Annotated in this window: 26 protein-coding genes and 1 pseudogene; 24 read left to right on the top strand and 3 right to left on the bottom strand. The window is 31.3% G+C overall.

Going from position 1 to position 26,202, the window contains the following annotated elements:
• Nucleotides 1–83: 83 nt before the first annotated feature.
• Complete coding sequence (locus BM238_RS03755) at nucleotides 84–662, bottom strand: TlpA family protein disulfide reductase (RefSeq protein WP_090078832.1); 579 nt, start codon at nucleotides 660–662, stop codon at nucleotides 84–86.
• A gap of 33 nt (nucleotides 663–695) precedes the next feature.
• Between BM238_RS03755 and BM238_RS03750 the strand changes: the two genes are divergently transcribed.
• The 13 genes and pseudogenes from BM238_RS03750 (at nucleotide 696) to BM238_RS03690 (ending at nucleotide 11,905) form a co-directional block, all read left to right on the top strand.
• The gene (locus BM238_RS03750) at nucleotides 696–1,817 is read left to right on the top strand and encodes a flavin reductase family protein (protein WP_090078831.1); all 1,122 of its coding nucleotides are present in this window, start codon (nucleotides 696–698) and stop codon (nucleotides 1,815–1,817) included.
• A 59-nt stretch (nucleotides 1,818–1,876) separates the two neighbouring features.
• Complete coding sequence (locus BM238_RS03745) at nucleotides 1,877–2,434, top strand: SanA/YdcF family protein (protein WP_090078830.1); 558 nt, start codon at nucleotides 1,877–1,879, stop codon at nucleotides 2,432–2,434.
• A gap of 98 nt (nucleotides 2,435–2,532) precedes the next feature.
• Nucleotides 2,533–3,150, top strand: coding sequence for a uridine kinase (gene udk, locus BM238_RS03740; RefSeq protein WP_090078829.1), 618 nt, complete (start codon nucleotides 2,533–2,535; stop codon nucleotides 3,148–3,150).
• Nucleotides 3,150–3,509, top strand: coding sequence for an FtsB family cell division protein (locus BM238_RS03735; protein ID WP_090078828.1), 360 nt, complete (start codon nucleotides 3,150–3,152; stop codon nucleotides 3,507–3,509). Before udk ends, BM238_RS03735 begins: the two co-directional genes overlap by 1 nt.
• A 31-nt stretch (nucleotides 3,510–3,540) precedes the next feature.
• On the top strand, nucleotides 3,541–4,704 hold the full coding sequence (locus BM238_RS03730; protein ID WP_090078827.1) for a methylmalonyl-CoA mutase family protein: 1,164 nt from the start codon (nucleotides 3,541–3,543) through the stop codon (nucleotides 4,702–4,704).
• A gap of 6 nt (nucleotides 4,705–4,710) precedes the next feature.
• Nucleotides 4,711–5,163: a hypothetical protein gene (locus BM238_RS03725; RefSeq protein WP_090078826.1), complete on the top strand. Its 453-nt coding sequence runs from the start codon at nucleotides 4,711–4,713 to the stop codon at nucleotides 5,161–5,163.
• Nucleotides 5,164–5,176: 13 nt separating this feature from the next.
• Nucleotides 5,177–6,337, top strand: coding sequence for a class I SAM-dependent methyltransferase (locus BM238_RS03720; protein WP_449404427.1), 1,161 nt, complete (start codon nucleotides 5,177–5,179; stop codon nucleotides 6,335–6,337).
• Between the two features lie 57 nt (nucleotides 6,338–6,394).
• On the top strand, nucleotides 6,395–6,646 hold the full coding sequence (locus BM238_RS03715) for a hypothetical protein (protein WP_090078825.1): 252 nt from the start codon (nucleotides 6,395–6,397) through the stop codon (nucleotides 6,644–6,646).
• 87 nt (nucleotides 6,647–6,733) lie between these two features.
• The gene (locus BM238_RS03710; protein WP_090078824.1) at nucleotides 6,734–8,116 is read left to right on the top strand and encodes a dipeptidase; all 1,383 of its coding nucleotides are present in this window, start codon (nucleotides 6,734–6,736) and stop codon (nucleotides 8,114–8,116) included.
• A 176-nt stretch (nucleotides 8,117–8,292) separates the two neighbouring features.
• A complete protein-coding gene (locus BM238_RS03705) occupies nucleotides 8,293–9,300 on the top strand; it encodes a T9SS type A sorting domain-containing protein (RefSeq protein ID WP_090078823.1) in 1,008 nt (335 codons plus the stop codon).
• A gap of 81 nt (nucleotides 9,301–9,381) precedes the next feature.
• Nucleotides 9,382–10,089 (top strand): annotated as a pseudogene (locus BM238_RS03700) (SDR family oxidoreductase).
• An 89-nt stretch (nucleotides 10,090–10,178) separates the two neighbouring features.
• Nucleotides 10,179–10,925 carry an electron transfer flavoprotein subunit beta/FixA family protein gene (locus BM238_RS03695; protein WP_090078822.1) on the top strand — a complete coding sequence of 249 codons (747 nt, stop codon included), beginning with the start codon at nucleotides 10,179–10,181 and terminating at the stop codon, nucleotides 10,923–10,925.
• A gap of 29 nt (nucleotides 10,926–10,954) precedes the next feature.
• Nucleotides 10,955–11,905: an electron transfer flavoprotein subunit alpha/FixB family protein gene (locus tag BM238_RS03690; RefSeq protein WP_090078821.1), complete on the top strand. Its 951-nt coding sequence runs from the start codon at nucleotides 10,955–10,957 to the stop codon at nucleotides 11,903–11,905.
• A gap of 319 nt (nucleotides 11,906–12,224) precedes the next feature.
• On the opposite strand, the gene BM238_RS14575 is transcribed toward BM238_RS03690, so the two are convergent.
• The gene (locus BM238_RS14575; RefSeq protein ID WP_262490300.1) at nucleotides 12,225–12,356 is read right to left on the bottom strand and encodes a hypothetical protein; all 132 of its coding nucleotides are present in this window, start codon (nucleotides 12,354–12,356) and stop codon (nucleotides 12,225–12,227) included.
• A 359-nt stretch (nucleotides 12,357–12,715) separates the two neighbouring features.
• On the opposite strand from BM238_RS14575, the gene BM238_RS03680 reads away from it, so the two are divergent.
• From BM238_RS03680 to BM238_RS03630, 11 genes are all read left to right on the top strand, one after another.
• Nucleotides 12,716–13,063, top strand: coding sequence for a phage holin family protein (locus tag BM238_RS03680; RefSeq protein ID WP_090078819.1), 348 nt, complete (start codon nucleotides 12,716–12,718; stop codon nucleotides 13,061–13,063).
• A 163-nt stretch (nucleotides 13,064–13,226) separates the two neighbouring features.
• Nucleotides 13,227–15,089, top strand: coding sequence for a M1 family metallopeptidase (locus tag BM238_RS03675; RefSeq protein ID WP_090079108.1), 1,863 nt, complete (start codon nucleotides 13,227–13,229; stop codon nucleotides 15,087–15,089).
• A 19-nt stretch (nucleotides 15,090–15,108) separates the two neighbouring features.
• Nucleotides 15,109–17,106, top strand: coding sequence for a S9 family peptidase (locus BM238_RS03670; RefSeq protein ID WP_090078818.1), 1,998 nt, complete (start codon nucleotides 15,109–15,111; stop codon nucleotides 17,104–17,106).
• A 276-nt stretch (nucleotides 17,107–17,382) separates the two neighbouring features.
• Nucleotides 17,383–17,760, top strand: a complete 378-nt coding sequence (locus BM238_RS03665) for a VOC family protein (RefSeq protein ID WP_090078817.1) — start codon at nucleotides 17,383–17,385, stop codon at nucleotides 17,758–17,760.
• A gap of 22 nt (nucleotides 17,761–17,782) precedes the next feature.
• Nucleotides 17,783–18,427 carry a hypothetical protein gene (locus BM238_RS03660; RefSeq protein WP_143093348.1) on the top strand — a complete coding sequence of 215 codons (645 nt, stop codon included), beginning with the start codon at nucleotides 17,783–17,785 and terminating at the stop codon, nucleotides 18,425–18,427.
• A gap of 124 nt (nucleotides 18,428–18,551) precedes the next feature.
• Entirely contained in the window at nucleotides 18,552–19,610 is a 1,059-nt protein-coding gene (queA, locus tag BM238_RS03655) for a tRNA preQ1(34) S-adenosylmethionine ribosyltransferase-isomerase QueA (RefSeq protein ID WP_090078815.1), read from the top strand.
• 110 nt (nucleotides 19,611–19,720) lie between these two features.
• Nucleotides 19,721–20,755, top strand: coding sequence for a dual-specificity RNA methyltransferase RlmN (rlmN, locus tag BM238_RS03650; RefSeq protein ID WP_090078814.1), 1,035 nt, complete (start codon nucleotides 19,721–19,723; stop codon nucleotides 20,753–20,755).
• On the top strand, nucleotides 20,755–21,471 hold the full coding sequence (locus BM238_RS03645) for a YoaK family protein (protein ID WP_090078813.1): 717 nt from the start codon (nucleotides 20,755–20,757) through the stop codon (nucleotides 21,469–21,471). Before rlmN ends, BM238_RS03645 begins: the two co-directional genes overlap by 1 nt.
• Nucleotides 21,472–21,501: 30 nt before the next feature.
• Complete coding sequence (locus BM238_RS03640) at nucleotides 21,502–22,428, top strand: sterol desaturase family protein (RefSeq protein WP_090078812.1); 927 nt, start codon at nucleotides 21,502–21,504, stop codon at nucleotides 22,426–22,428.
• A gap of 151 nt (nucleotides 22,429–22,579) precedes the next feature.
• The gene (locus BM238_RS03635) at nucleotides 22,580–23,452 is read left to right on the top strand and encodes a hypothetical protein (protein ID WP_090078811.1); all 873 of its coding nucleotides are present in this window, start codon (nucleotides 22,580–22,582) and stop codon (nucleotides 23,450–23,452) included.
• 125 nt (nucleotides 23,453–23,577) lie between these two features.
• Nucleotides 23,578–24,510: a polyprenyl synthetase family protein gene (locus BM238_RS03630; RefSeq protein WP_394333973.1), complete on the top strand. Its 933-nt coding sequence runs from the start codon at nucleotides 23,578–23,580 to the stop codon at nucleotides 24,508–24,510.
• Here BM238_RS03630 and BM238_RS03625 read toward each other — a convergent pair.
• Nucleotides 24,491–26,065 (bottom strand): helix-turn-helix domain-containing protein, encoded by a 1,575-nt coding sequence (locus BM238_RS03625; RefSeq protein ID WP_177205416.1) that lies wholly within the window; start codon nucleotides 26,063–26,065, stop codon nucleotides 24,491–24,493. The two genes, BM238_RS03630 and BM238_RS03625, sit on opposite strands and share 20 nt — an antisense overlap.
• Nucleotides 26,066–26,202 lie beyond the last annotated feature (137 nt).

The following is a 26,202-nucleotide window of genomic DNA, read 5'->3' as shown; positions in this document are numbered from 1 at the left end:
ATTAAATTAACGGCTTTTTGATCATAATGTGTATTTGGGGAAAATTCCGCCATCGACAGTTAAGTCTGATTACTTAATTTTTATTAATTTTTTTTTTCAGAAATGAAAGAAGCCAACTTTTGATCAAGCATTTCCGCGCTCATATTTCCCAAAGTTTCTTCCGTTCTTTTTCCCTTTTTCATAATTGTGTAAGGAATTGCCTGTCCATCCCATTTTTCGAAAGTCGATTTAAAAAATGCAGGATCCAGTTTTTTATTATCTACTAAAATGATATGATCCTGAAGATCATTTTTTGCAGCGAATGTTTTTACAGCGCCGTCCCAATCAGATTTTTCATCAATATCTACGAAGGTGAATTTTACCGGTTGTCCTTTTAATTCAGCGATTTTTTCTTTAAAATGTGGAATTTCCGCCATACACGGACCGCACCAGGTTGCGAAAAAGTTAGTCACATATAAGGTGTCGTTTTCTTTATTTTTTAAATAATCCGAAACCTGTGCAGGTGAGAATTCTTTTAAATTTATCGATGCTGTAGAAACTTGAGGCGTCGTAACTGCCATTGTTGAATCTTTTATTTCGTCATTATTTTCTACAATTTTTTTTTCTTTTTTACACGCAGAAAGTGCACCTAAAACTAAAACTGATAAGATTAATTTTCGCATAACTTTTATTTTACTTATTTTTGAGTAATTAGTATGAATTTAAATTTAACAAAGGCCAAAAAACCCGTTTTTCATTCGTTAAAAATAACGAAAAAGGAACTACTGACCAAAACAATATTTACGCTTGAATTTGAAATTCCGATTGAATTAAAGGAAAATTTTGCCTTTGAATCCGGACAATATTTAAGTTTAAAAGGTAAGAATTTAGATCAAGAAATCATAAGAGATTATTCTTTGACAAGTGCACCTTTTGAAAATAAAATTTCTTTAGGCATAAAACTTGGCGATAAAGATAGTTTTACAACCGATTTATTTGAAGAATATAAGGTTGGTGATTTTTTGGAAATTAGTGAACCAAAGGGAAGATTCACTTTGGTTTCTAAGCCAAACGAACACCGAACAATTCTCGGATTTGCTGCGGGAATCGGAATTACACCTATTTTAAGTCATTTAAAAAATATTCTGCACGAAGAACCGAGAACGCGTTTTTATCTTTTTTTTGGTAATGCAAATTCGAAAAAAATTCCTTTTAAAAATGAGTTAGATGATCTGCTTTTACTATATAAAGATCGTCTAGAAATTTTTTATTTTTATTCAAAAGAAACTACCGATTTATTATTTCAAGGTCATTTGAATGATAAAAAATTACATTTAATAATAAATCAAATATTAAATTTAGATGATACAGACGAAGAATCGACTATTTGGGACGCTGTTGATGAGATTTTAATTTGTGGTACTGGTGAGATGATAAAATCTTTGGCGAACGAATCATTTAATAGGGGAATTCCAAAGAAAAATATTCATTTTGAGTTGTTTGATACTTTTAATGAGGATATTTATCCGACCGAACAAGAGTTTCCTTTAATTGAAAATATAGAAGTTGAATTTAAAGTTTATGGCGAAAATTTTAAAACCAACCTGCGAAATAATAAGTATAAATTGTTGCAACAACTTTTAGATCAAGGTTTTAAAGTGCCTTATTCCTGTAAATCCGGCATTTGTGGTATCTGCGAATGTACTTTGCAAGAAGGTGACGTAGAATTACTTGAAAATGAATATTTAACGGAAAAAGAAGAAAAAACTGGTAAAATTCTGGCCTGTCAATCCATTGTTTTGAGTAAAAAAATAAAGGTTAATTTTGACTCAGTTTGATAAAAATAATTAACATATTTAAATTATTTTTTAATCTGGTGGAAATTGGATTACTATTTATGATCACGGCTAATATTTGGGTTTTTGCCTTAACAAATGGTCGGACTTACACTAAAATTTCTCAAATTCCTTCACGCGAAGTGGCTCTGGTATTGGGAACTTCCCCTAGGATGATGTCAGGAAATGCGAATCCTTATTTCACAAAAAGAATGGATGCTGCCGCAACTTTGTATCATCACGGAAAGATAAAAAAAATAATCGTCAGTGGCGAAAAAAGTAAAAATTACGATGAACCCGCGGCAATGAAGGAGTTTTTAATTTACCAGGAAGGCGTACCGGAAAATATTATAATTGAAGATCCTATTGGTTTTAATACGCATAAAAGTATTTTAAACTGTAAAAATGTTTACCATAAAAACAGTGTCATCATCGTTTCACAGGGATTTCACAATCTTCGCGCGTTATTTTTTGCCAGAAATCAGCACATGAATGCGTTGGGTTACGATGCGCAGGATGTTTATACAAATAGCAGTTTTTACCGCAATCAGTCGAGGGAATTTCTTGCAAGAGTTCAGGCTGTGGTTTATTTTATTTTTGGGATTTCACCAAAAGGTTAAGAATCGTAAATTTTTTGGAATGAAGATTTAAAATGTATCATTCACTTTTAAAATTTACCTTTCACTTTTTAAAAACATTATATTTGTAAAAAATTTTTATGCTCGTTATTGGTATTGCAGGTGGCACCGGTTCAGGGAAAACCACGGTTGTTAATAAAATTCTTCAGCAGTTGAACGCCGAAGGTGTAAATGTACTTTCTCAGGATAATTATTACCATGATAATCAGAATCTTACGTTATCTGAAAGAGAGATGCTAAATTACGATCATCCAAAATCCATCGATTTTGAATTGATGCTAAATCATGTTCGTGCCTTAAAAAATAATCAGGCAATTGAGCAGCCTATTTATTCTTTTGTTACGCATTCAAGATCAGGTGATTACGTTACTGTTGAACCGAAAAATGTTTTGATTGTGGAAGGGATTTTGGTTTTAACAAATCCTGAATTATTAAAAGAATACAACTTGAAAGTTTTTGTTCACGCAGATTCGGATGAACGCTTAATTCGCAGGATTCGTCGTGATACGCAGGAAAGAGGACGAGATTTGCAGGAAGTTTTGCACCGTTATCAAACGACTTTAAAACCGATGCATCAGGAATTTATTGAACCTTCAAAAAATGAAGCGGATCTAATCGTTCCAAATATGAAGAAAAACTCTGTTGCTATTGACTTTCTGACAACAGTGATCAATAATTCACTTAAAAAAACACATTAATGAAAAATCTAATTAAAGACATTCAGAAACCGAATGAGGTTTTTCGATTAGTAAAAAAATATATTTTAAATAAATATGTTATTACTATATTTTTGTTTTTGATCTGGATGGTTTTTTTTGACAGTACTTCTTTTTTGGTAATTAACGAAATTGATGGAAATATCACCAAAAACGAACAACAGTTAGCGCATTATAAAAGTGAATATGAAAAAAATAATTCTTTTTACGAGAAATTAATGAACAATAAATCTGAAAAAGAAAAATTTGCACGTGAAAATTATTTCATGAAAAAACCTAATGAAGAAATTTTTATTATCGTAGTTGATAGTTCAAATATTGCAGAAAAAGCAAATCCTTAGTTTTAATTTTATTATTTTAATTTTTAAATAAATGTTTCCAAAAACTTCACTTTCTGATTGGGGAGATCTCGTAAAAAAACAGTTAAAATCTGAGGATATTTACGGGATTTTAAATGTTGAAAATTTAGAAAATCTGACTGTAAAAGCCTATAATTCTGAAGTTTTAAAAACTTTAAAAAATCTTCCCAAGATTGCAGAAAGTACACATTTAGTTTCAAAATATGATGAATCTTTAGAAGAAGATGTTTTCGCATTTTTGTTGACAGAAAACGTTGATAATCTGCAAGATAAAACATTATTTATTGCCGATAAAGATTTAGCAGAACATATCAAAATTGAAGATGAAAACACTTATTTTTCCTTAATTGACGTTTTTGATGAAAATTTTGGAGAAATAAACGAACAATTGGCAAAAGAATTATCAGCAAAAAATTTCCAACGAAATATTTGTATTGATGTCAGTTTTCATCAAAATTGTGGCGCTTCAATTAATCAACAATTGGCGATCGCACTTTCAAAAACTAAAGATTTAATTGAGATTTTTGGTTCAGATATTTTAAATAAATTGATTTTTAAATTGGCGGTTGGCTCAAATTATTTCTTTGAAATTTCAAAAATTCGCGCTTTTAAATTGGTTTTTAATCAATTGTCAAAAGAATACGGAAAAGATGAAATTCCTTACATTTTTGCGGAAACTTCTTTAAGAAATAAATCTAAAAACGATCCGGAAAACAATCTGATTCGTTCAACTTTGGAATTATCCGCAGCAATGATTGGCGGCGCAGATGCAGTTTTTAGCAATAATTATTTATTGGCAAATCCGACCGAACTTTCCACTGAAATTTCCTTTAAACAGCAAATTGTTTTGGCGTATGAAAGTATCATTAATGTGTTTGATGATGCGGCAAATGGAAGTTTTTTCGTTGAAGATCTTACCCAACAAATTGCTGAAAAATCCTGGCAATTATTTTTAGAATTTGAAGAAAAAGGTGGATATTCTGAAATGATGAAATCTGCCGAACTTCAGGAATTAATTTACAATCAAGCAATTCAGGAACAAAATTGGGTAAAAGAAGGAAAAATTAAATTGATTGGCGTCAATCTTTATCCGAAATTAAATCAGACTGAAGAAATTTCAGATTTATATAATGAAGCGGTTTTAAAACCAGTTCGTTGGGCGGAAATGTTTGAGTAAAAAATCATGAAAAAAATTTTACAGGTAATATTACTTTTCATCTGTTTCCTTTCGTTTAAGGCTCAAACTAATGAAGATTTAATAGGAAAATGGCAAGGTGTAGATTCTACAAAAAACATTTGGTCAATAACTTTCTCAAAAGACAATTTTATAAGTTTTTCTATAAATGGGGAATTTATAGACGGAAAAAATTTTAAAATTCATGGAGGATCAAATGACGGTAAATTTGGTCAAGTAATTTATAAAGTTGATTTTAAATCTAATCCAATCAAAATTAATTTGATCGCAAAATTTAAAAAAGGTGATTTAATTATTGAAAAAGGTATTTTGAAAGGTTTTTTGAAATTTGTTAATAAAAATGAAATTTTAATTTTGTTAGATTTTGAAAATAAAAATTATACAAATTTCACAGAGGAAAATAAAAATGATACCGCAAGATTAATTAGAAGTGAAGAATAATTTATATCTTACAATTATAATCAACCCAATTTTAAAAACACAAATCCAAAATTTTATCAATGCAAATCTAAAAACCGATTTGCATTCTTTGTTATTAAAAAAATCACCGTTTCCAGAAGTTTCAATGCAAGAAATTGTGCAGCAAATAAAAGGTAGAAATGTTGCAGCGAAAAAATTTCCTTTTTTATTAAAAGAAGGAATTATTTTTCCGCCAAATTTAAATCTGGAACAAAGTTCTTCGGAAGCAACCTCAAAATATAAATCCCAACTTTTTAGCGGCGAAAAATTTTTAGATTTAACTTCAGGTTTTGGGATTGACGCCTATTTTCTTTCGGAAAATTTTAATGAAATTACTTTAGTTGAAAAAAATACTGAACTTTTAAAAATCGTAGAACACAACTGGAAAATTTTAGATAAAAAAGCCACTTTTAAAAACGAAAATTTAGAAAATTTTTTAGATAAGAATTATCAAAATTTTGATTTAATTTACCTTGATCCTGCAAGAAGAAATTTAGATAAAAAGAAGGTTTTTTTACTTGAAGATCTTTCGCCAAATATCCTTGAAATTCAGGATGAATTATTAAATATTTCTTCTAAAATATTAATTAAATTATCACCTTTAATTGATTTGTCTTATTTAATTTCCGTTTTAAAAAACCTTGAAAACATTTATATCATTGCTTTTAAGAATGAAGTGAAAGAAATTGCTGTTCTTTTAAATTCAAAGAAAACTTTAGGAAAAGTAAAATGTATTTGTGCAAATTTAGAAAGTGACGAGCCAGATTTTGAGTTTATTTTTGATGAAGAAAAAACTTTAAATTCCGAATTTTCTGACTTATTAAATTATGTTTATATTCCGAATAATTCCGTTTTAAAATCAGGTGCATTTAATTCTATTTCGCAAAAATTTAATTTAAAAAAACTTCATCCAAATTCTCATTTTTACACTTCAAACGATTTAACAAAAAATTTTCCAGGAAGAGTTTTGAAAGTTGAAAAAATAGATTCAAAACAAATAAAAAAAGGAGATTTTTATAATATAATCAGTAAAAATTATCCTTTAAAACCGGATGAAATTAAAAATAAATACAAAATAAAAGACGGTGGGGAAAATTATTTAATTTTCACACAAACTATGAAATCTAAGATAATATTGAGATCTACTAAAAATTAAATTTAAATGTTTTGATAAAATCTTAATATTTCCTATTTTTGTACTTTAAATAAATAAATGAAAAAATATATTTTATTACTTGTTTTTGCTTCTGCTGTTATTTCTTGCCAAAAATACCGACCAGGCGGGAATCTCGATAATTTAAAATTAACAGACAGCGTTGCACATTACACTGATGAACATGCGGAAAAGTCAACTTACGTGGAGAAAATTGATACTGGCGCAGTAAAAAAGCCAAATTTGATAGAACCTGATTTGATGATGAAAAAGCAAACTGCAGCGGAACCTGCGACAGAAGTTGCCAAGTAGTCTTTCTACAAATAAATATTAAACTAAATGTCTTGCTTTTGCAGGGCATTTTTTTTATTTTTACAATCATTAAATTTATAATTCAATATGGAAAATACGCTGAAATACATCGAAGAAAATAAATCTCGCTTCGTAGATGAACTTATTTCACTTTTAAAAATTGCATCTGTTTCGGCTGATCCTGCTTTTAAAAGTGAAGTTTTGAAATGTGCGGATGAAGTAGCAAAATTCTTAAAAAATGCCGGTGCAGATAATGTAGAAGTTTGCCAAACTATAGGAAATCCGATTGTTTACGGTGAAAAATTTTTAGATGAAAGTTTACCGACAATTTTGGTTTATGGTCATTATGACGTTCAACCCGCAGATCCAATCGAATTATGGACGTCGCCACCTTTTGAACCGGTTATTAAAAAAACAGAACTTCATCCCGAAGGTGCTATTTTCGCTCGCGGTTCTGCAGATGATAAAGGCCAGTTTTTCATGCATTTAAAGGCCTTTGAAGCGATGATGCAAACTAATACTTTGCCTTGCAATGTTAAATTTATAATTGAAGGTGAAGAGGAAGTTGGTTCTGAAAATCTGGGTGTTTTCGTTAATGAAAATAAAGAAAAATTGAAGTGCGATGTTATTTTGATTTCTGATACTCACATTTATTCTAACGACCAACCAACTGTCACGACAGGTTTGCGTGGTTTAAGTTACGTTGAAGTGGAAGTAGAAGGACCAAACAGAGATTTGCATTCCGGGCTTTATGGCGGCGCAGTTCCAAATCCGATTCATATTTTATCTAGAATGATCGCCAAATTAGTGGATGAAAATGGCAGAATTACAATTGACGGATTTTATGATAACGTGGAAGAAGTTTCTCTTGAAGAAAGAGGAAAAATGAATGAGTTAAAAGACGATCCGGAACATTTCAAAAAATCAATTGGTTTAAATGGAGTAGAAGGTGAAGCCGGTTTTACGACTTTAGAAAGAACTTCAATTCGCCCAACTTTAGACGCCAATGGAATCTGGGGCGGTTATATTGGTGAAGGTGCAAAAACTGTTATTCCATCAAAAGCCTACGCAAAAATTTCGATGAGATTGGTGCCTTATCAAACACCTGAAGAAATTACAGAAAAATTCACCAATTATTTTAAGAAAATAGCGCCAGATAATGTAAAAGTGAAAATAACGCCACATCACGGCGGAATGCCTTACGTTTTGCCAAGTGACACGAAAGAATTTTTGGCGGCAAAAAAAGCCATGGAAGAAGCATTTGGAAAAGAAGTTTTGCCTTACAGAAGTGGTGGAAGTATTCCTATTACGTCAATGTTTGAAAAAGTATTGAATGCAAAATCTGTTTTGATGGGATTTGGTTTAGATTCTGACGCCATCCATTCCCCGAACGAACATTATGGTTTATTTAATTTTTATAAAGGAATTGAAAGTATTCCGCTCTTTTTTAAATACTATACAGAAGGTTAAAATTTTCGTAAAATTTACAAAGCACTTTCCCAGAAAGTGCTTTTTTTTTTGATTAAGGATTAAAATATCAATTATTAATAATATTTTGCGATAATTATAGAAATATATATAATTTGTATTGAATAATTTTATATTTTTGTTATGTATTTTAACATATTAACCCTTAATTTTATATTATGAAAAAAACTTTACTTATTGCAACATTACTATTTGCAGGTTTTCAAATGGAGGCACAAAATGTTTTGGAATCACTTAATTTTGAAAATTTCACGTTAGGAAATGCAGATGGACAAAACGGTTACACAATTTTTAATGGTGTTGCGGCAGATTATCAAATCTTAAATGATGCCACACGTTTAAAATATCTTCAGATATCAGGATCGGGCGGTACAACTGCAACAACAGCGTCGAGATATTATTTTCCAGCCGCAAGTACATTAGGAAGTTCTTGGTCTGGCAGAACAGCGGGAAATAACATCTTAAAAGGTGAATTTGATATCTTTACAGGAACTTCAACTGTTATCACAGCTGGCCGCGCAGGTTCTTATGTATTCAATTCTACCGGAAATGGAGTTATTGGTATCACATGGAATGCCAACACAAAAACATTAAATGGTTATCTGGGTCTAACCTTAATTTCTACGGGAGCTGAAGGCGGTTATAATTTATCATTTACCGGCACTCCGGTTTTAGCTGAAAATGCCTGGTATAAAGTTGGATACGAATATGATTACACCACCGGAAATGGAAAATTCATCTTTCCAAATGGTTCAGCGTATACATGGGATAATACATCAAATGCTACTGTTAGTGTGATACCAAATAATAATCCAGATGAGCAAGATTTTTTCGTAGCTACGAATGCATCAGCAGCACGTGCTTACGGCTTTGATAACTACAAATTATCTGCAACTAATGCCTCATTATTAGCCACGAGTGACGCTGTAAAAGGTGAAATTTCCAAAATAAGCGTTTATCCTAATCCTACAACTGATGTGTTGAATATTTCCAATACAAAAAAGGTATTAAATTATAAAGTGTTTGATGCTTCTGGAAAAGTTGTTTTAAACGGTAGACCAATAGATCTCTCCGTAAATGTCTCAAAATTAACAAAAGGTTCTTATGTGATTCAATTTGAAACAATAGAAAACGGTTTAGAAACCAGAAAATTTATTAAAAAATAGTTAAATTTTTATATTGAAAATTAAAACGCTTCATTTTGGAGCGTTTTTTTGTATATTTAAATCAATAAAAAAGTTTATAAAATGTCAGATAAAAAAACAGCCCACGTAACAGGCGGAAGCAAAGGAATAGGTTTTGGAGTTGCAAAAATTTTGCTTAAAAACGGTTATAATGTTGCAATTAGTGGGAGAAAAGAGAAAGATTTAGAGGAAGCATTACTAAAACTTTCAGATTATAAGGATCAGATTATTGGTATTGTTTCAAATGTCCGAAAATTTGAAGATGAAGAAAATGCAGTCTCAAAAATAAAAGAACAGTTTGGAAATTTAGATATCGTAATTGCCAATGCAGGTTTAGGACATTTTGCGCCAGTTGACGAAATGAGCATAGAAAATTGGAATGACATGATCGAAACCAATTTGACAGGCGCTTTCCACACTTTAAAAGCAAGTGTAGAAGAACTAAAGAAATCCTAAGGTTATTATATTACAATTTCAAGTTTAGCGGGAACAAATTTCTTTGAAAAAGGCGCTGGTTACAACGCTTCAAAATTTGGTGTTGTTGGTTTTACGCAAGCCGCAATGATCGATTTGAGAAAATATAATATCAAAGTTTCTACTATCATGCCTGGTTCTGTAGCCACTAATTTCAACGATCATGAAGTTACTGAAAAAGACGCCTGGAAAATTCAACCGGAAGATATTGGGCATTTGGTTTTGGATCTTTTAAAAATGAACCCAAGAACTTTACCAAGTAAAATTGAAGTTAGACCATCAAAACCAAATAGTTAATATTATGCTGAAAATATATTTTTCTAAAATATGTTATGCATGCATAGTAAATTAATTATTAACTTAGCAGAAATAAAAATCTTAAATAGATGAAAATATTAGTTTGTATAAGTAGTGTCCCGGATACTACGTCCAAGATTAATTTTACGGCAGACAAATCTGCTTTCGATAAAACCGGAATTCAATGGGTTATTAATCCATTAGATGAATTCGCTTTAAGCAAAGCCGTGAAATTACAGGAATCTCAAGGCGCAGCAGTTACAGTTGTAAATGTTGGTGACGCAATTTCAGAACCCGTTATCAGAAAGGCTTTAGCGATTGGCGCGAATGACGCAATTCGTGTAAATACGGAAGCAAAAGATAGTTTTTCTGTGGCAAAAGAAATCGCAGCCGTTGCACAAAATGGCGGTTATGATTTAATTTTATGTGGAAAAGAATCTTTGGACTATAATGGTGGTGCGGTTCCAGCGATGGTTGCGCAACTTTTAAATCAACCTTTTATTAATGCTTGCGTTGGTTTAGAGGTTAATGGCGAAGAAATTAGCGCGATCCGAGAAATTGAAGGAGGTAAAGAAAAAGTTTCCGTTAAATTACCGTTGGTTATTGCTGGTCAAAAAGGTTTGGTCGAAGAAAAGGATTTAATAATTCCAAATATGCGTGGCATCATGTCGGCAAGAACTAAAGCCTTAAATGTCGTAGAACCGACTAATTCAGAGTCAAAAGTAGATTCCGTTTCATTCGACAGCGTTCCACCGAGAGCTGCAGTGAAATTGGTAAATGCAGACAATTTAGATGAATTGGTAAGATTTCTTCACGAAGAAGCAAAAGTTATTTAATTCATTATTTAATTTAAAAATTTAAAAAAATGGCAATATTCGTATATGCAGAAAATATAAACGGAATTTACAAGAAAGCCGCTTTTGAAGCAGTCGCTTATGCTAAATCAATCGCTGACAAAGCCGGAGATTCAGTAACAGCAATTTCCGTAAATCCAACAGATTCTTCAGACTTACTTTATAAATATGGCGCTGAAAAAGTGATCAATATTAAAGATGAAGGGTTAAAAAACTTTAGTGCAAAAGCCTATTCAGAAGCAGTAAACCAAGTTTTTGATGGTAAAACAATCATTTTTCCTCACACAACAGATGCTTCTTCCGTTGCGCCGATGTTGTCAATTTTAAAGAATTTTTCTTTAATAACAAATGTCATCGAAGCACCAGAAAGTTTATCGCCTTTTCAGGTAAAAAGAAAAGCATTTTCCGGAAAAGGTTTTATGCATGCAAAATCTGAAACTGAAGGTGTGATTGTAACTGTTTCTCAAAACTCTTTTGGAGCAAAAGAAAATGTGGTTTCCGGTTCAGAAGAAATCAAAGAATTGTCGATTGCAAATGAAGACACAAAAGTTCTTTCGCACGAGCAATCATCCGGAACTTTAGATTTAAAAGAAGCGGAAGTTGTCGTTTCTGCAGGAAGGGGATTGAAAGGTGCAGAAAACTGGGGAATGGTTGAAGATTTAGCCAGTCTTTTAGGCGCGGCAACGGCATGTTCAAAACCAGTGTCAGATATTGGTTGGAGGCCTCACTCAGAACACGTTGGTCAAACCGGGAAAGCAATTTCACCTAATTTATATATTGCAATCGGAATTTCCGGTGCTATTCAACATTTGGCTGGTGTCAATTCTTCAAAAACTATTGTGGTAATAAACAATGATGCAGAAGCACCTTTTTTCAAATCTGCAGATTATGGCGTGGTTGGTGATGCTTTTCAAATTATTCCGGCTTTAACGGAAAAAATCAGGGCTTTAAAAGGTCGTTAAATTTTTAAATATATTATAAAAAAACCTGAAATTGATTTTTCAGGTTTTTTTTGATTTAATATATATGAGTTTTAATATTCTTAATTTCATTACTCAAATTTTTTGAAAAAATTTAAAATTTCTAAATATGGATTTAATTCTTTAAATTTTTTATCAGTTAAATCATTAGATCTTGAATCTGTCGAAAGGCTGAAAAAGTCATTATCTTTTTTAATTAAATATATATAATCACTACAATCATAACAAGCACCGCAATATTTATACATTCCTTCTGTTTTAAAATCAATGAATAATTTTTCAATATCAGAATTATTTATTTCTATTTCTTTCTGCGAGATAATCTTATCGTTGTAAATATCAATAAAAATCCATTTATTTTTGGAATTTCTATATATTCTACGAAATCAAATATCAATGCTGCCAGATCTCGATCCATAAAAAATGATGTCATATTTATTAGCACTGTTTTTATAATAATCTAAAATATTGTCTTGTAAAATGCTACTTTTTAAATCTAATATTGCATCTCTACTATTTTTTGCTAATGTACAAGTTTGATTATTAATTATTTGAATCTTAGAATTTACACAAGAAATAAGAAATAATAAAAATATAAGATTTAAAAACTTTTTTATCTTCATCATTAAGAAATTTTAAAACGCATTTTTAAAGATAATTATATTATTTCAGAAATGTACTTATGAATAAAATTTAAGATGTTAAATGATATAATAAATTCTTTACATATTTTCGTTAAATACTTTTTTAAAAATATTTTTTTATATCTTTAAATAACAAAAAAATAAAACTATGAACTTCATTATTCGCCTTTTGGTAACCGCTGGTGTTGCCTTTTTACTGTCAAAATATTTTTTATCAGGCGTGCACATTGCATCTTTCGGTACCGCAATTGTTTTTGCGATCGTTTTGGCCATTTTAAATATTTTTATAAAACCTATTTTATCAATTTTGGGTTTACCTTTAACAATAATTACTTTCGGACTTTTTTCTTTTGTTATTAACGCTTTAATTATTCTTTTGGCAGGTTATTTTGTAACCGGAATGTCTGTTGATGGTTTTTGGTGGGCTTTGATTTTTAGTATCTGTTTATCAGTTGTAACTTCACTTTTAAATAGTTTATTCACTTCAAAAGATTAAACTAATTTTATAATTAATAAAAGGCTTTCATTTTTGAAAGCCTTTTTCATTTTAAATAAGATTTATAATAAGTTCTGCTTTAAAATTTTTAAATTTGAAAGTCCTTTTTAATAAAGGTGAAATCTTACTTTTATTATATAATTTCAAATCACTTCCTAAAATTATGAAAAATCTTCTTTTTGCTGCGGCAATTTTATGCTCATTTCAGGCGTATTCTCAAAAATTATACACGCCAAGAAACATTAAAAATGCCATAGAAGAAGGAACTCGGACAGAAAATGGAAGTCCGGGTAAAAATTACTGGCAAAATTCTGGTAATTATGATATGAAATTAACTCTAAATCCAGACACTAAAATAATTTCCGGCACAGAAAAAATTGAATATTTTAATAATTCACCCGACAGTTTAAAAACGGCAGTTATAAGATTTGTAAATAATTTACACAAACCAACTTCCGAAAGATCAGGCGGATCTTCAAAAGATTTTTTAGATGCAGGTTTGATCATAAAATCTTTTAAAGTAAATGGTGAAACTTACGAGACGAAAAGTGAAGATTGGGGAACAGTTGGGAACGTCAAATTGAAAAATCCAATGCTTGCAAAATCAAAAAATATCTTTGAAATTGCTTGGGAATATCCATTATCAAAGGAAAGTGGAAGAGAAGGTCAAATCAATGAGACGACTTTTTTTGCCGCGTATTCTTACCCAAGAATTTCCGTTTATGATGATTACAATGGTTGGGACAGAATTCCGCACACAGGAAGAAATGAATTTTATAATGATTTTAATAATTATAATGTTGCGATTTCGGTTCCTAAAAACTTTGTAGTTTATGCGACGGGCGTAATGCAAAATCCGCAGGAAGTGTTGCAAACAAATGTTTTAAATGATTTTAAAAAATCTTTGGTAAGTACTGATATTATTCACATCGCAAAAGATGGCGAAATTGCTGCTGGAAAAATTACGCTTCAAAACAATCAAAATACTTTTAAATTTAAAGCAGATAACATCACCGATTTTTGTTGGGCAGCAAGTTCTACTTATGTTTGGGATGCTTCAAGCGTGCAGTTAGATTCAAAAAAAGTAAGCGTTCAATCGGCGTATCAAAATGGTGCAAAAGATTTCGAACATTATGTTGAATGGCAGCAATATAACATCGCTTGGTTTTCTAAAAACTGGCCGGGAATTGAATATCCATTTCCAACAATGACGTCTTTTCAGGGTTTTGCCGATATGGAATATCCAATGATGGTGAATGATTCGACGATTCCTAATGATTTAAATGATTCCAGATTAACTGTAGATCACGAAATTGCACATACTTATTTTCCATTTTACATGGGAATTAATGAAAAAAGATACGCTTATATGGACGAAGGTTGGGCAACAACTTTTGAATACTTAATCGGAACTGCCGAACATGGAAAAGAATACGCTGATAAATTTTATAAAGATTTTCGTGTAAAACGCTGGATTTTTGATCCTTCTTCAGATGAAGATCAACCCATAATTTCAGAAAGTACTCAGGTTTCTGGCGCGGGATATGGTAACAATTCTTATGTAAAAGCAAGTTTATCTTATCTGGCTTTGAAAGATTATTTGGGCGACGATCTGTTTAAAAAAGCACTTCATTATTATATGTCAAAATGGAACGGAAAACATCCGATTCCGTGGGATTATTTTTATGCGATGGAAACTGGAAGTAGAAAAGATTTAACGTGGTTTTTTCAAAACTGGTTTTACACAAATAATTACATTGATTTAAAATTAAGTTCCGCAAAAATGAACGGCAAAAATTTAATTTTAAATATTGAAAATTTAGGTGGTTTTGCAATTCCTTTTGATGTGATTACAGAATATTCTGATGGTACAAAATCAACAAAACATTTCACGCCGGAAGTTTGGAAAGCCAATGAAAAAGATTTTAAAACTAATATTCCAACTGCAAAAAAAATTAAATCTGTAACAATTGATAACGGAATTTATATGGACTATAAACCGAAAGACAATGCTTTAAATCTTTAAAAAAAATAATTAAAAAAATATGAAAATAAAACATACTTTGCTCGCAGTTGCAGCACCTTTTCTTATGAATGCACAAAATGTAATGACCGCGGAAACACTTTGGACACTCAATAAAATGTCAGTTTCTGCCGTTTCGCCGGATCAATCTTCACTAATTTACAAAGTCGGAAAAGTTGATCTAAAAACCGAAAAAACCAATTCAAAATTTTACTTTTTAAATTTAAATAATTCGGCAGCGACAAATTTAGATTTAGGTAAAAAATCAATTATTCAGTGGGATAAAAACGGAATTTATGCACAAGAAGGTGAAATAATTTATCTCTCAAAAGACATTGGAAAAACCTGGAAAGAATTTTACAGAGTTGGCGAAGCAGACAATATCAGAATTTCACCGGATGGAAAAAAAGTGGCTTTCAGTAAAAAAGTGCAACTTGAAAATATTTTAAGAAAAGATAAATACAAAGACACACCAAAATCCACGGCTCAGGTTTATACCGATTTAGACGCGCGACATTGGGATTCTTGGAATGAAGGTGGATATAACCATGTTTTTGTGGCAAATATTTCAGAAAAATCTGCCGACGCGAAAGATTTATTGAAAGGCGAAAAATTTTATTCGCCACAAATGCCTTTCGGTGGAGCGGAAGATTTTATTTGGAATCCGGATTCTTCAAGTATAGTTTACGTGTCGAAGAAAAAATCGGGCGCAGAATACGCGCTTTCAACCAATACAGATTTGTATTCTTATGATTTAAAATCAGGAAAAACAACGAATTTAACAGAAGATAATAAAGGCTATGATGTTAATCCAAAATTTTCACCAGATGGAAAATATTTATCGTGGCAAAATATGAAAACCGATGGTTTTGAGTCCGACAAACAGGATTTAAAAGTATTGGAACTGGCTTCAAATGTGACCATAAATCTTACGCAAAACTGGGATGAAAGTGTAAGTGGAAGTTATGACTGGAAAAAGGATTCGAATTCAATTTTATTTAGTGCGGCTTTCAGAGGAACGCAGCAACTTTTTTCGGTTAATATAAAACTTCCAAAAGCAACACAAATCACAACTGGTAATTTTGATGTAGATGATTTAATTGCTCAAAATAATAACAAATTAATTGTCACAAGAACAGATTTTAACCATAATGCAGATTTATTTTCAGTCGATCAAAATTCTGGAAATATGACGCAGATTACGGAAATAAATAAAGATAATTATTCCAAAATCGCTACTTCAAAATCCGAACTAAAAATGGTAAAAACCACAGACGGCAAAGAAATGGGCGTCTGGCTTATTTATCCACCAAATTTTGATCCTTCCAAAAAATATCCAACCTTATTATATTGTCAAGGTGGACCACAATCTGCTTTAACGCAATTTTTCAGCACACGTTGGAATTTCGCTTTGATGGCTGCAAACGGTTACATCATTGTTGCGCCAAATCGCCGTGGAATGCCAGGTTGGGGTGTAGATTGGAACGCTTCAATTTCTCAGGATTGGGGCGGTCAACCAATGAAAGATTACCTTTCAGCAACAGATTTCGCAAAAACTCTGCCTTACGTTGATGCGGATAGAATTGCTGCTGTTGGCGCAAGTTACGGCGGTTACAGCGTCTTTATGCTTGCAGGAATTCACGAAAATAGATTCAAAACTTTCATCGCACACGACGGACTTTATGACATGAAATCCTGGTACGGCACCACCGAAGAATTGTGGTTTGCGAAATGGGAAATGGGCGGCTCGCCTTGGGACAAACCACAGCCAAAATCTTACACCGATTTTAACCCAAGTAATTTCGTGCAAAACTGGAATAAACCAATCATGATCGTTCAAGGTGGAATTGATTACCGCGTTCCTTACGAGCAAGGTCAGGAAGCCTTTCAATCCGCAAAATTGCGCGGTTTGAAAACTAAATTTCTCTATTTCCCGAACGAAAATCACTGGGTTTTGCATCCACAAAACGGTTTAGTTTGGCAGCGCGAATTTTTCAGTTGGCTGAAAGAAACATTGTAGGAATTTGCCTTTGGCGCGTTCAGTAAAAGTAAGAATTTAGGAGCGTTAAATTAGAAGCAAGACGGTTTCGCTTTTTCCGAAAAGCAATCCCGTGTTCCGCTATATCTTTTTCATAAAATAGGCGCCGAAAAGGCGCCTATTTTATGAAAAAGGATGCCGCTTCACCCGCGGCTAAAAAAGAAATCGTTGTTTTTTGTTTAAAGAAAAGTAAAAAAATAGAATTACAAAATTCAAATTTATTCGCTAATTTTAATTATTAATTCAAAACATAAAACTATGAAAAAAGTACTCGGAATTGGAGGCATCTTTTTTAAAACAAAGGATCCAGCAAAATTAAGAGAGTGGTACAAAACACATCTGGGTTTAGATACAAATGATTACGGCGCAACTTTCGACTGGAAAAAATGCGCTGAATCTTCAAATAATGGAGCAACACAGTGGAGCCCGTTTGAAGACGATACTAAATATTTTGAACCTTCCAATATAGAATTTATGATCAATTATATTGTAGAAGATTTAGTAAAATTAGTGGAAGAATTAAAAAAATCCGATGTCATTATTTTAGATGACATTGAAGATTCAGATTATGGAAAATTTATCCATATTTTAGATTGTGAAGAAAATAAAATTGAACTTTGGGAGCCATCAAAATAATTCTTAAATAAAATAAAAATTTATGATCAAGATTTTACTCTTTTTAATATTAATGATCGCAAATCAGTTTTCTGCGCAAACTTATAATTTTGATTACAAAGTCCATGTCTTGGAAAGAAATATTAAGAATAATGAAAAGATAACTGAAGAGGATTTACACATAAGTTCAGCAGATTATAAAATAAAATTAATGTCTCAAGATAATGCTAAGTTCGCCTACTTTATAAATTATAAAAATTTTAATACTTATCGATTCTCAACATCAACAGATGTTTTTGGAAATAAAATATTAAAATATAAAGACTCATTAATACTTCCAACAGAAATTAAGGAGAGTAATATTACAAGAATAAAAGTAGCCGAACTAAGTAAATATAAACTATTGGTAAAAATATTTTCTGAGGAAAATTCTAAAAAATCTTATTTGTATTTAACAATTGAAATTGAACCTTTTGAAGTCAATTATTTAAATTTATTAACGATGGTTCGTCCGAAAAATGAGCGAGAATTGATAAATGAAAATATTCAGAATGAAATTACTAAACTTTATGGCAATCAAAATTTTATTTTAAAAAGTTGTTTAAGTGATAACAAGAATGGACAAAAGTCTCAAACAATATTTTCCGATCCTAAAAAAGAAAGTTTAGAAGTGAAATTACCAGAGTAAAATAGTTGATTTTAAAGATTTAAAAATCTTATTTGCCAAAACACTTGACAAAGGCCTTTTCAATATCGTATATTTGCACCCCGAAACAGAGTTACTGTTTCGCTCAAATATTTTAAATTAAACTATGTCGAAATTAAAAACTTCAGATTTTTATTTTGATTTGCCGGAACATCTTTTGGCAGAACATCCTTCACCAAACCGCGACGAATCCAAATTAATGGTGCTTCACCGTAAAACTGGAAAGATAGAACACAAAATGTTTAAGGATGTTATCGACTATTTCGACGAAAAAGATCTGTTTATTTTTAACAATACAAAAGTTTTCCCTGCAAGACTTTACGGAAATAAAGAAAAAACAGGTGCGAAAATTGAAGTTTTTTTATTGAGAGAATTAGATAAAGAAACGAGAGTTTGGGATGTTTTAGTTGATCCGGCAAGAAAAATCAGAATTGGAAATAAGTTATTTTTTAACGAGGACGAAAGTTTAGTTGCGGAAGTAATTGACAATACCACGTCACGTGGAAGAACTTTAAGATTTTTATACGATGGTTCATACGAAGAATTTCGTGCAAAATTGAAAGAATTAGGTGAAACACCGCTTCCAAAATACATTAAAAGAGAAGTTGAACCTGAAGATGCAGAACGTTACCAAACGATTTATGCTAAAAATGAAGGCGCTGTTGCAGCACCAACAGCAGGAATGCACTTTTCTAAACATTTAATGAAAAGATTAGAAATCAAAGGTGTTGATTTCGCTGAAGTAACTTTACACATTGGTTTGGGAACTTTTAACCCAATCGAAGTTGAAGATCTTTCAAAACATAAAATGGAATCTGAGGAAGCCATTATTGACCAAAAAAATGCTGATATTATCAATAAAGCAGTTGAAGAAGGCCGTCAAATTTGCGCTGTTGGAACTACAACAATGCGTGCAATTGAAACTTCAGTTTCTTCAAATAAAAAATTAGGACCTTACAATGGCTGGACAAATAAATTTATTTTTCCACCGCATGATTTTGGTGTTGCAACTGCAATGATCACCAATTTTCATATGCCAAAATCTACCTTAATGATGATGATCGCTGCATTTGCAGGAAAAGATTTCTTAATGGAAGCGTATGAAGAAGCCGTAAAGATGGACTATAAATTCTTCTCTTATGGAGATGCGATGTTAATTTTATAAGTAATAAATAATTGGCAATAAGTAACATTGAAAATTATTCAATTTAAAATCTAAAAAATGAAAAGTCTGGTTTTTTAAAACTGGACTTTTATTTTAAATTTCTCTTTTAAATGAAAGATTTACGAACTTTATCACTATCCGAACTTCAAGATTATTTTTTAAATCTTGATGAAAAACCTTTTCGAGCAAAACAGGTTTATAATTGGTTGTGGTCGAAAAATCTGCATTCAATTGATGAAATGACAAATCTTTCCAAAGATTTGAGAGATAAAATTTCCAAAGATTTTGAGATAAAACCAATTTCTGTTGATCAATTGCAAAGAAGTTCAGACGGAACGATTAAAAATGGCGTGAAATTACACGACGGACTTTTAGTAGAATCCGTTTTAATTCCAACGTTAACGAGAACAACCGCGTGCGTTTCTTCACAAGTTGGATGTTCCTTAAATTGTGAATTTTGCGCAACGGCAAGATTAAAAAGAATGCGGAATTTAGATGTTGCAGAAATTGTTGATCAAGTCGCGTTAATTGACCAGCAAAGTAGAATGTATTTTGACAGACCGCTGACAAACATTGTATTCATGGGAATGGGAGAGCCAATGATGAATTACAAAAATGTCGTTGAATCCATTAAAAAAATCACCGAGTCGGAAGGTTTGGGAATGTCACCACGTAGAATCACAGTTTCAACTTCGGGAATTCCAAAGATGATAAAAATGCTGGCTGACGAAAATATCAAAGTAAAATTAGCACTTTCATTACATTCTGCCATAGAGAAAAAGCGAAATGAAATCATGCCTTTTTCAGACAAATTTCCTTTAACGGATATAATGGATTCGCTGAAATATTGGTATGAAAAAACCGGAAATATCGTCACTTTTGAATATTGCGTCTGGAAAAATATTAATGACGGCGATGAAGACATCAAAGCATTAATTAAATTTTGCAAGCAAATTCCAAGCAAAGTAAATTTAATTCAATATAATCCAATTGGTGACGGAAAGTACGATCAATGCAATAAAGCCGCGGAAGATAATTACGTTCGTCAACTTGAAAAAAACGGAATTACAGTTATGATCCGAAGAAGTAGAGGCGGAGACATCGACGCCGCGTGCGGACAACTTGCCAATAAAGCAGCAGAATAGTGTTTTCACACAAAGGGAAAACCAGAACGCCAAAACACAATCTTCAGATTGCGTCTTTACTTTCATTTGTGGCAGGATTGGTAAATGTTGTCGGCTTTTTTTCCGTGCAGAAATTAACTACAAATGTTACGGGACATTTTGCTTTTTTAATTGATGAAGTTTTTAAATTACATTTTGAAAATGCTATTCATATTGCATTTTACTTAATTTCCTTTCTTTTCGGATCTTTTGCAGCAAACTTCATGGTAGAATATTCTTCCAAAAATAATAAAAATCAGACTTTGTTAATACCAGTCATTTTTGAGGCTACAATTCTGTTTATGATTGCGTTAGTAGGAAATTATTTAATAAAAAATAATGCAGATACCATTGTTTGCAGTTTGCTTTTCGCCATGGGAATGCAAAATTCTTTGGTCACAAGCATATCAAAATCGGTCGTTCGAACAACTCATTTAACGGGTCTTTTCACAGATTTAGGAATTGAACTTTCTCAGTTATTCTTTTACAAAGATAGACTTCAAAAAAATAAATTACATAATTCTATTAATTTGCGCCTCACTATAATTTCCATGTTTTTTAGTGGAGGCTTGGTTGGTGGAATTTTGTTTGATCATTTCGGAATAAAATCACTCTTATTGGGAACTTTGATTTTAATTAGCGGTTTAATTTATGATTTTATCAATATCAAGATTTTATTGTTGAAACGCAAAATTTAAAATCTTAACTTTGTAAAAAATTAGTTTTTCATGAGTTTTTTTCTTGGAGAAGATGGTCTTCAAAACGTTTACACTTGGGCAATTCCCTTTCACGCAACTGTCATTTTGGGCGAAATGATTTACAGCCACGTTTCAGAATCCAAATTATATAATAATAAAGATATTGTTCAAAATATCTTTTTGGCTTTAGGGAATTTTAGCATAGATCTCGCCATGAAAGTGGTTACGATGGCCGTCATGTTTTTCTTCTATTCTTACCGAATATTTAACTGGGAATTTACCTGGTATTATTGGATCATTTGCTTTGTGGTAACGGATTTGGCGTATTGGGTTTTGCATTATATGGATCATCATTCCCGCGCTTTTTGGGCAGTTCATATCACACATCACAATTCAGAATATTTCAATTTAACGACTGGTTTTCGCAGTTCCGTTTTAGAACCACTATACCGTTATTTATATTTTGCACCGCTTGCTTTTTTGGGTTTTAATCCTTGGCATATTTTGGTAGTTTACGCTGTGGGACAGGTTTATGGAACCTGGGTTCACACGCAAACCGTTAAAAAAATGGGGTTTTTAGAACATATTTTGATCACGCCATCGCATCACCGCGTTCATCACGCCTGCAACATCAAATATCTCGACAGAAATATGGGAATGGTCTTCGTTTTTTGGGATAAAATGTTTGGCACTTTTGAAAAAGAAGATGATTTAGTTCCCGTAAAATACGGTATTTACCCAAAAATGCCGGACGATAAACCATTGACAATTTTCGCGTATGAATGGCGAAATATTTGGAAAGATATTAAGCAACCCGATTTAAAATTAACAGATAAATTCAATTATATTTTCAATTCACCTGGCTGGAAACACGACGGAACGGGCAAAACGGTGCGACAGTATCAAAAAGAATATTTAGCAAAAAAATTATTTAAAGAGAAAAATCAGAGTATATAATTATAGATTGATTTGGGCAGCAACTTCCGCCTTTCGTTCCCAATCTTTTATTTTTTTTAAACAAAAAAATAAAAGGATTTCCACTCAAGTCGGGCTGCAAAGTTTTCGTAGTTTCAAATTTATTTTATAATAAGTTCATCATCAATTTTAAATGAAAAATTCGCTTTTAATATTTCTCTTATTGATCTTTCAAACTGGTTTTTCACAAAAAACAGAAACTTTTAAGATCAAAAAGTATTCAGTCGCCGTTTTAGATGACAGTTTAAAGGAAAGTTCCGGACTAAATTTCTTTAATGGAAAACTTTACACTTTCAATGACAGCGGAAACACTTCTGAACTTTTTCAAATCGATCCAAAAACTGGAAAAATACAAAAGAAACTTCAAACAAAACTTCAAAATATTGATTGGGAATCTTTGACAAACGATGGCGAAAACTTTTACATCGGCGATTTTGGTAATAATTTAGGCACAAGAAAAGACTTAAAAATTTATAAAGTCCCTTTCCGCGATTCTTTAAAATTAGATTCTACAAAAATCATTTCATTTTATTATCCGGAGCAAAATGATTTTACACCAAAAAATTTAAATAATAATTTTGATGATGAAGCAATGATTTATTTAAATGGAAAAATTCACGTTTTTACAAAAGAATGGCTTTCAAAATCAACTTCTCATTACACAATCGATCCCGCAAATTTTGAAAATCAGGCCGCTAAAAAAATTGAAAACTACAAAACGGATTTTGTAGTCACAGATGCCTCTTATTTTAATAAAAAACTTTATTCAGTAGGATACACAAAATTAGGGAAGATTTATTTAGAAGTTTTCAGTAAATCTGAAAATGACACTTTTTTCACAGAAATTCCAAAAAAATATTATTTGGGAAGCGCTTTTTCTCTTGGTCAAATTGAAGGAATTTCCGTCAATCAAAACGGCATTTATCTTTCCGGTGAATATTTTCATTCACCATTAGGAACAAAAAAAGGACAATTATTTTTCATTCCTTTTTCTGACTTTAATTAGGTTTTATAATAGTGGTCAAAATTTAATTATTTAAAAAAAGCTTTATATTTGCGCAGAATTAAACATAATTTTACAAATTAGTGTCAACAACCGTTAACGAGATCAAAAAACCAATTTTAGAAGAGATGAAACTTTTCGAACAAAAGTTTTATGAATCTATGCATACGAAAGTGCCACTTTTAGATAAAGTGACACGTTTTATTGTGACCACAAAAGGAAAGCAAATGCGACCAATGTTTGTTTTTTTATGTGCAAAATTAGTTGGCGAAGTGAATGAAAAAACTTTTCGCGGTGCGTCTATGATTGAATTGATTCATACAGCAACTTTGGTTCACGATGATGTTGTTGATGAAAGTTTTAAAAGAAGAAATTTTTTCTCAATTAACGCACTTTGGAAAAACAAAATTGCGGTTTTAGTTGGTGATTTTCTTCTTTCCAAATCAGTTTTACTTTCTACAGATAATAAAGATTATGATTTACTGCACGTTATCGCCCGTACAATCAGAGAAATGTCTGAAGGTGAGCTTTTACAATTGGAAAAAGCCAGAACTTTAGATATTACGGAAGATGTGTATTACGAAATTATTCGCCAAAAAACTGCAACGCTAATTGCCGCTTGTTGTGAAATCGGCGTTCTTTCTAATAATGCTGATGAAGATTTAGCAAAAAAAATGCAAATTTTTGGAACGAAAACAGGAATGGCTTTTCAAATAAAGGATGATCTTTTTGATTATCTTAGTGCAAATGCGATCGGAAAACCAGTTGGAATTGACATTCAGGAACAAAAAATGACTCTGCCTTTAATTTACAGTCTCAAAAATGCTAATGCGAAAGACAGAAAATACCACTTTGAAACCGTAAAAAAATACAAAGACAATAAAAAAAGAGTAAAAGAACTTATTGATTTTGTTAAGTTTACAGGTGGATTAGACTATGCACTTTCGGTGATGAATAATTATTACGAAGAAGCAAAGTTAATTTTAACTGATTTTCCAGATTCTGAAGCAAAAACATCTTTGCATTTAATGCTTGATTACGTTATTGAGCGGAAATTCTAGCTTCTTCTTTCATCATTTTGATAAACTGACTTGGTTTCATATCAAATTTTCTCTGGAAATTCTTACTAAAACTGTCTGTGCTGTTAAATCCGGAAATCGTTGCGAGTTCTTTAACGTCTTTATTTAAATACTTCCTTTTTGTTTTAAGAAGATTTAAGGTGTGATCAATTCGCAGATCATTTACATAATGATTGAAATTTTTATCTTTATAAGTATTGATAATTTTGGAAAGATAACTGGAATTTGTACCAAAATCTTCACTTAATGATTTCTGGGAAATCTGAGGATCTAAATAACGCTTTTCTCTTTCAAATTTTTCCAGCTCTTTTACAATTTGTTCAACAATTTGCGGATTAATACCTGGAATATTATCATAATAAATTTCTTCTGTTTCAGAATTTTTAGGACTTTGGACTGTTTGTAACTGATAGGTAATGCTATCCTTAGTTTCATCCGCATGAATTATATTCTCAAACTGTTCCCGATATTTTCTTTGGAGCTTAAGAAATCTGTAAATTAAAAATCCCGCTGCACTAATAATGAGCATTATAAGAATGAAATAGAATACTCGCTGTCTTTGAAGAGAACTTTCTAATCGATCTTTTTCCTGTTGCAGCTTTTTAGTATCATATTCTTTATTAATGGTTGTGTAAAGATATTTAAAGTTTTTCTCGTAATTTCTGTCAAGCTCCATTAGTTTTTTCACATATTGAAGTTGCAAGGTTTTATTGCCAGAATTTTGAAAATATTTAATGAGATATTCGTACGTTGGTCTAAAATGAGGATCAAGTTTTCCGCTTTTTGAATAATCAGCGTCAATCAATTTAAAGTATAGAACTGCTTCGTCCTTTCTTCCTTCTTGCCAATAAGACATTCCAAGATAGAAATTAGCTGTATAATGAAAACTGTTATCCTTAAATAAAGATAGAGCCTGTTTCAATTTTAATATGGCTAAATTATAGTTTTTATTATTATAAGAATCAACGCCTTGAGATGTAATAAAATAGGGAAGATACTCGGAAAGATTATTTACAGTTATGTAATCAAACGCTTCATCTAAAAGTGGTTTATTTTCTTTCTGTTTTAATAATTTTGAATTAGTATCTATAGAACTCATTAATGAGTACAAATAATACATCTCATTGTCTTTTCCAAGACCAGTTGTTTTGATATTTTTTTTAAAATATTCAATACATTGTCTAAGCTCTTCCTGAGCTTCATCGTATAATCCTAAATAAATTTTATTTTGCGCAATGTAATATTTAGTCTTGTAAGTAGTATAGTCATCACCTGTTTTATTTGAGTATGTAATAGCGGAAAGAAAATCATCCAAAGATTTTTGGTATTTTTTTTCATCTAGCCAGGTTTTTCCTCTGTTGACATAAGCACTGCTTAGGAATTCAGGATTATTACTTTTCTTTGCAATTGAAAGAGCGCTATCTGCGAAAGCAATATTTCTAGGAAACGTAGAATATAAGGTAGAATATCTATAAGCGTAAATTAAAGTTTCAAAATTTCTCTCTTGCTTTGATTTTTGAATGTATAGATTAATCATCTTCCACATTTTTGTGGAATCTTTATGTAGTAAATCTATTTTTTCTTCAATTTGCTTATAAGTTAAATCAGTTGGTTTGCTTTTTTGAGCAGAAATACTTAAAAAAATGTTAAAAAATATTAATACAAAAAATAATA

Origin of the sequence: Halpernia frigidisoli, from assembly GCF_900113805.1 — a bacterium.
Classification (GTDB): Bacteria; Bacteroidota; Bacteroidia; order Flavobacteriales; family Weeksellaceae; genus Halpernia; species Halpernia frigidisoli.
Note: the sequence above shows the minus strand (reverse complement) of the source record. Positions and strands in the feature narration are given on the sequence as shown.

Bases quoted from the DNA above. Each gene is read 5' to 3' on its own strand.
- BM238_RS03755 (WP_090078832.1), bottom strand. From the start codon at position 662: ATGCGAAAATTAATCTTATCAGTTTTAGTTTTAGGTGCACTTTCTGCG.
- BM238_RS03750 (WP_090078831.1), top strand. From the start codon at position 696: ATGAATTTAAATTTAACAAAGGCCAAAAAACCCGTTTTTCATTCGTTA.
- BM238_RS03745 (WP_090078830.1), top strand. From the start codon at position 1,877: ATGATCACGGCTAATATTTGGGTTTTTGCCTTAACAAATGGTCGGACT.
- udk (WP_090078829.1), top strand. From the start codon at position 2,533: ATGCTCGTTATTGGTATTGCAGGTGGCACCGGTTCAGGGAAAACCACG.
- BM238_RS03735 (WP_090078828.1), top strand. From the start codon at position 3,150: ATGAAAAATCTAATTAAAGACATTCAGAAACCGAATGAGGTTTTTCGA.
- BM238_RS03730 (WP_090078827.1), top strand. From the start codon at position 3,541: ATGTTTCCAAAAACTTCACTTTCTGATTGGGGAGATCTCGTAAAAAAA.
- BM238_RS03725 (WP_090078826.1), top strand. From the start codon at position 4,711: ATGAAAAAAATTTTACAGGTAATATTACTTTTCATCTGTTTCCTTTCG.
- BM238_RS03715 (WP_090078825.1), top strand. From the start codon at position 6,395: ATGAAAAAATATATTTTATTACTTGTTTTTGCTTCTGCTGTTATTTCT.
- BM238_RS03710 (WP_090078824.1), top strand. From the start codon at position 6,734: ATGGAAAATACGCTGAAATACATCGAAGAAAATAAATCTCGCTTCGTA.
- BM238_RS03705 (WP_090078823.1), top strand. From the start codon at position 8,293: ATGAAAAAAACTTTACTTATTGCAACATTACTATTTGCAGGTTTTCAA.
- BM238_RS03695 (WP_090078822.1), top strand. From the start codon at position 10,179: ATGAAAATATTAGTTTGTATAAGTAGTGTCCCGGATACTACGTCCAAG.
- BM238_RS03690 (WP_090078821.1), top strand. From the start codon at position 10,955: ATGGCAATATTCGTATATGCAGAAAATATAAACGGAATTTACAAGAAA.
- BM238_RS14575 (WP_262490300.1), bottom strand. From the start codon at position 12,356: ATGACATCATTTTTTATGGATCGAGATCTGGCAGCATTGATATTTGAT.
- BM238_RS03680 (WP_090078819.1), top strand. From the start codon at position 12,716: ATGAACTTCATTATTCGCCTTTTGGTAACCGCTGGTGTTGCCTTTTTA.
- BM238_RS03675 (WP_090079108.1), top strand. From the start codon at position 13,227: ATGAAAAATCTTCTTTTTGCTGCGGCAATTTTATGCTCATTTCAGGCG.
- BM238_RS03670 (WP_090078818.1), top strand. From the start codon at position 15,109: ATGAAAATAAAACATACTTTGCTCGCAGTTGCAGCACCTTTTCTTATG.
- BM238_RS03665 (WP_090078817.1), top strand. From the start codon at position 17,383: ATGAAAAAAGTACTCGGAATTGGAGGCATCTTTTTTAAAACAAAGGAT.
- BM238_RS03660 (WP_143093348.1), top strand. From the start codon at position 17,783: ATGATCAAGATTTTACTCTTTTTAATATTAATGATCGCAAATCAGTTT.
- queA (WP_090078815.1), top strand. From the start codon at position 18,552: ATGTCGAAATTAAAAACTTCAGATTTTTATTTTGATTTGCCGGAACAT.
- rlmN (WP_090078814.1), top strand. From the start codon at position 19,721: ATGAAAGATTTACGAACTTTATCACTATCCGAACTTCAAGATTATTTT.
- BM238_RS03640 (WP_090078812.1), top strand. From the start codon at position 21,502: ATGAGTTTTTTTCTTGGAGAAGATGGTCTTCAAAACGTTTACACTTGG.
- BM238_RS03635 (WP_090078811.1), top strand. From the start codon at position 22,580: ATGAAAAATTCGCTTTTAATATTTCTCTTATTGATCTTTCAAACTGGT.
- BM238_RS03630 (WP_394333973.1), top strand. From the start codon at position 23,578: ATGAAACTTTTCGAACAAAAGTTTTATGAATCTATGCATACGAAAGTG.
- BM238_RS03625 (WP_177205416.1), bottom strand. From the start codon at position 26,065: ATGATTAATCTATACATTCAAAAATCAAAGCAAGAGAGAAATTTTGAA.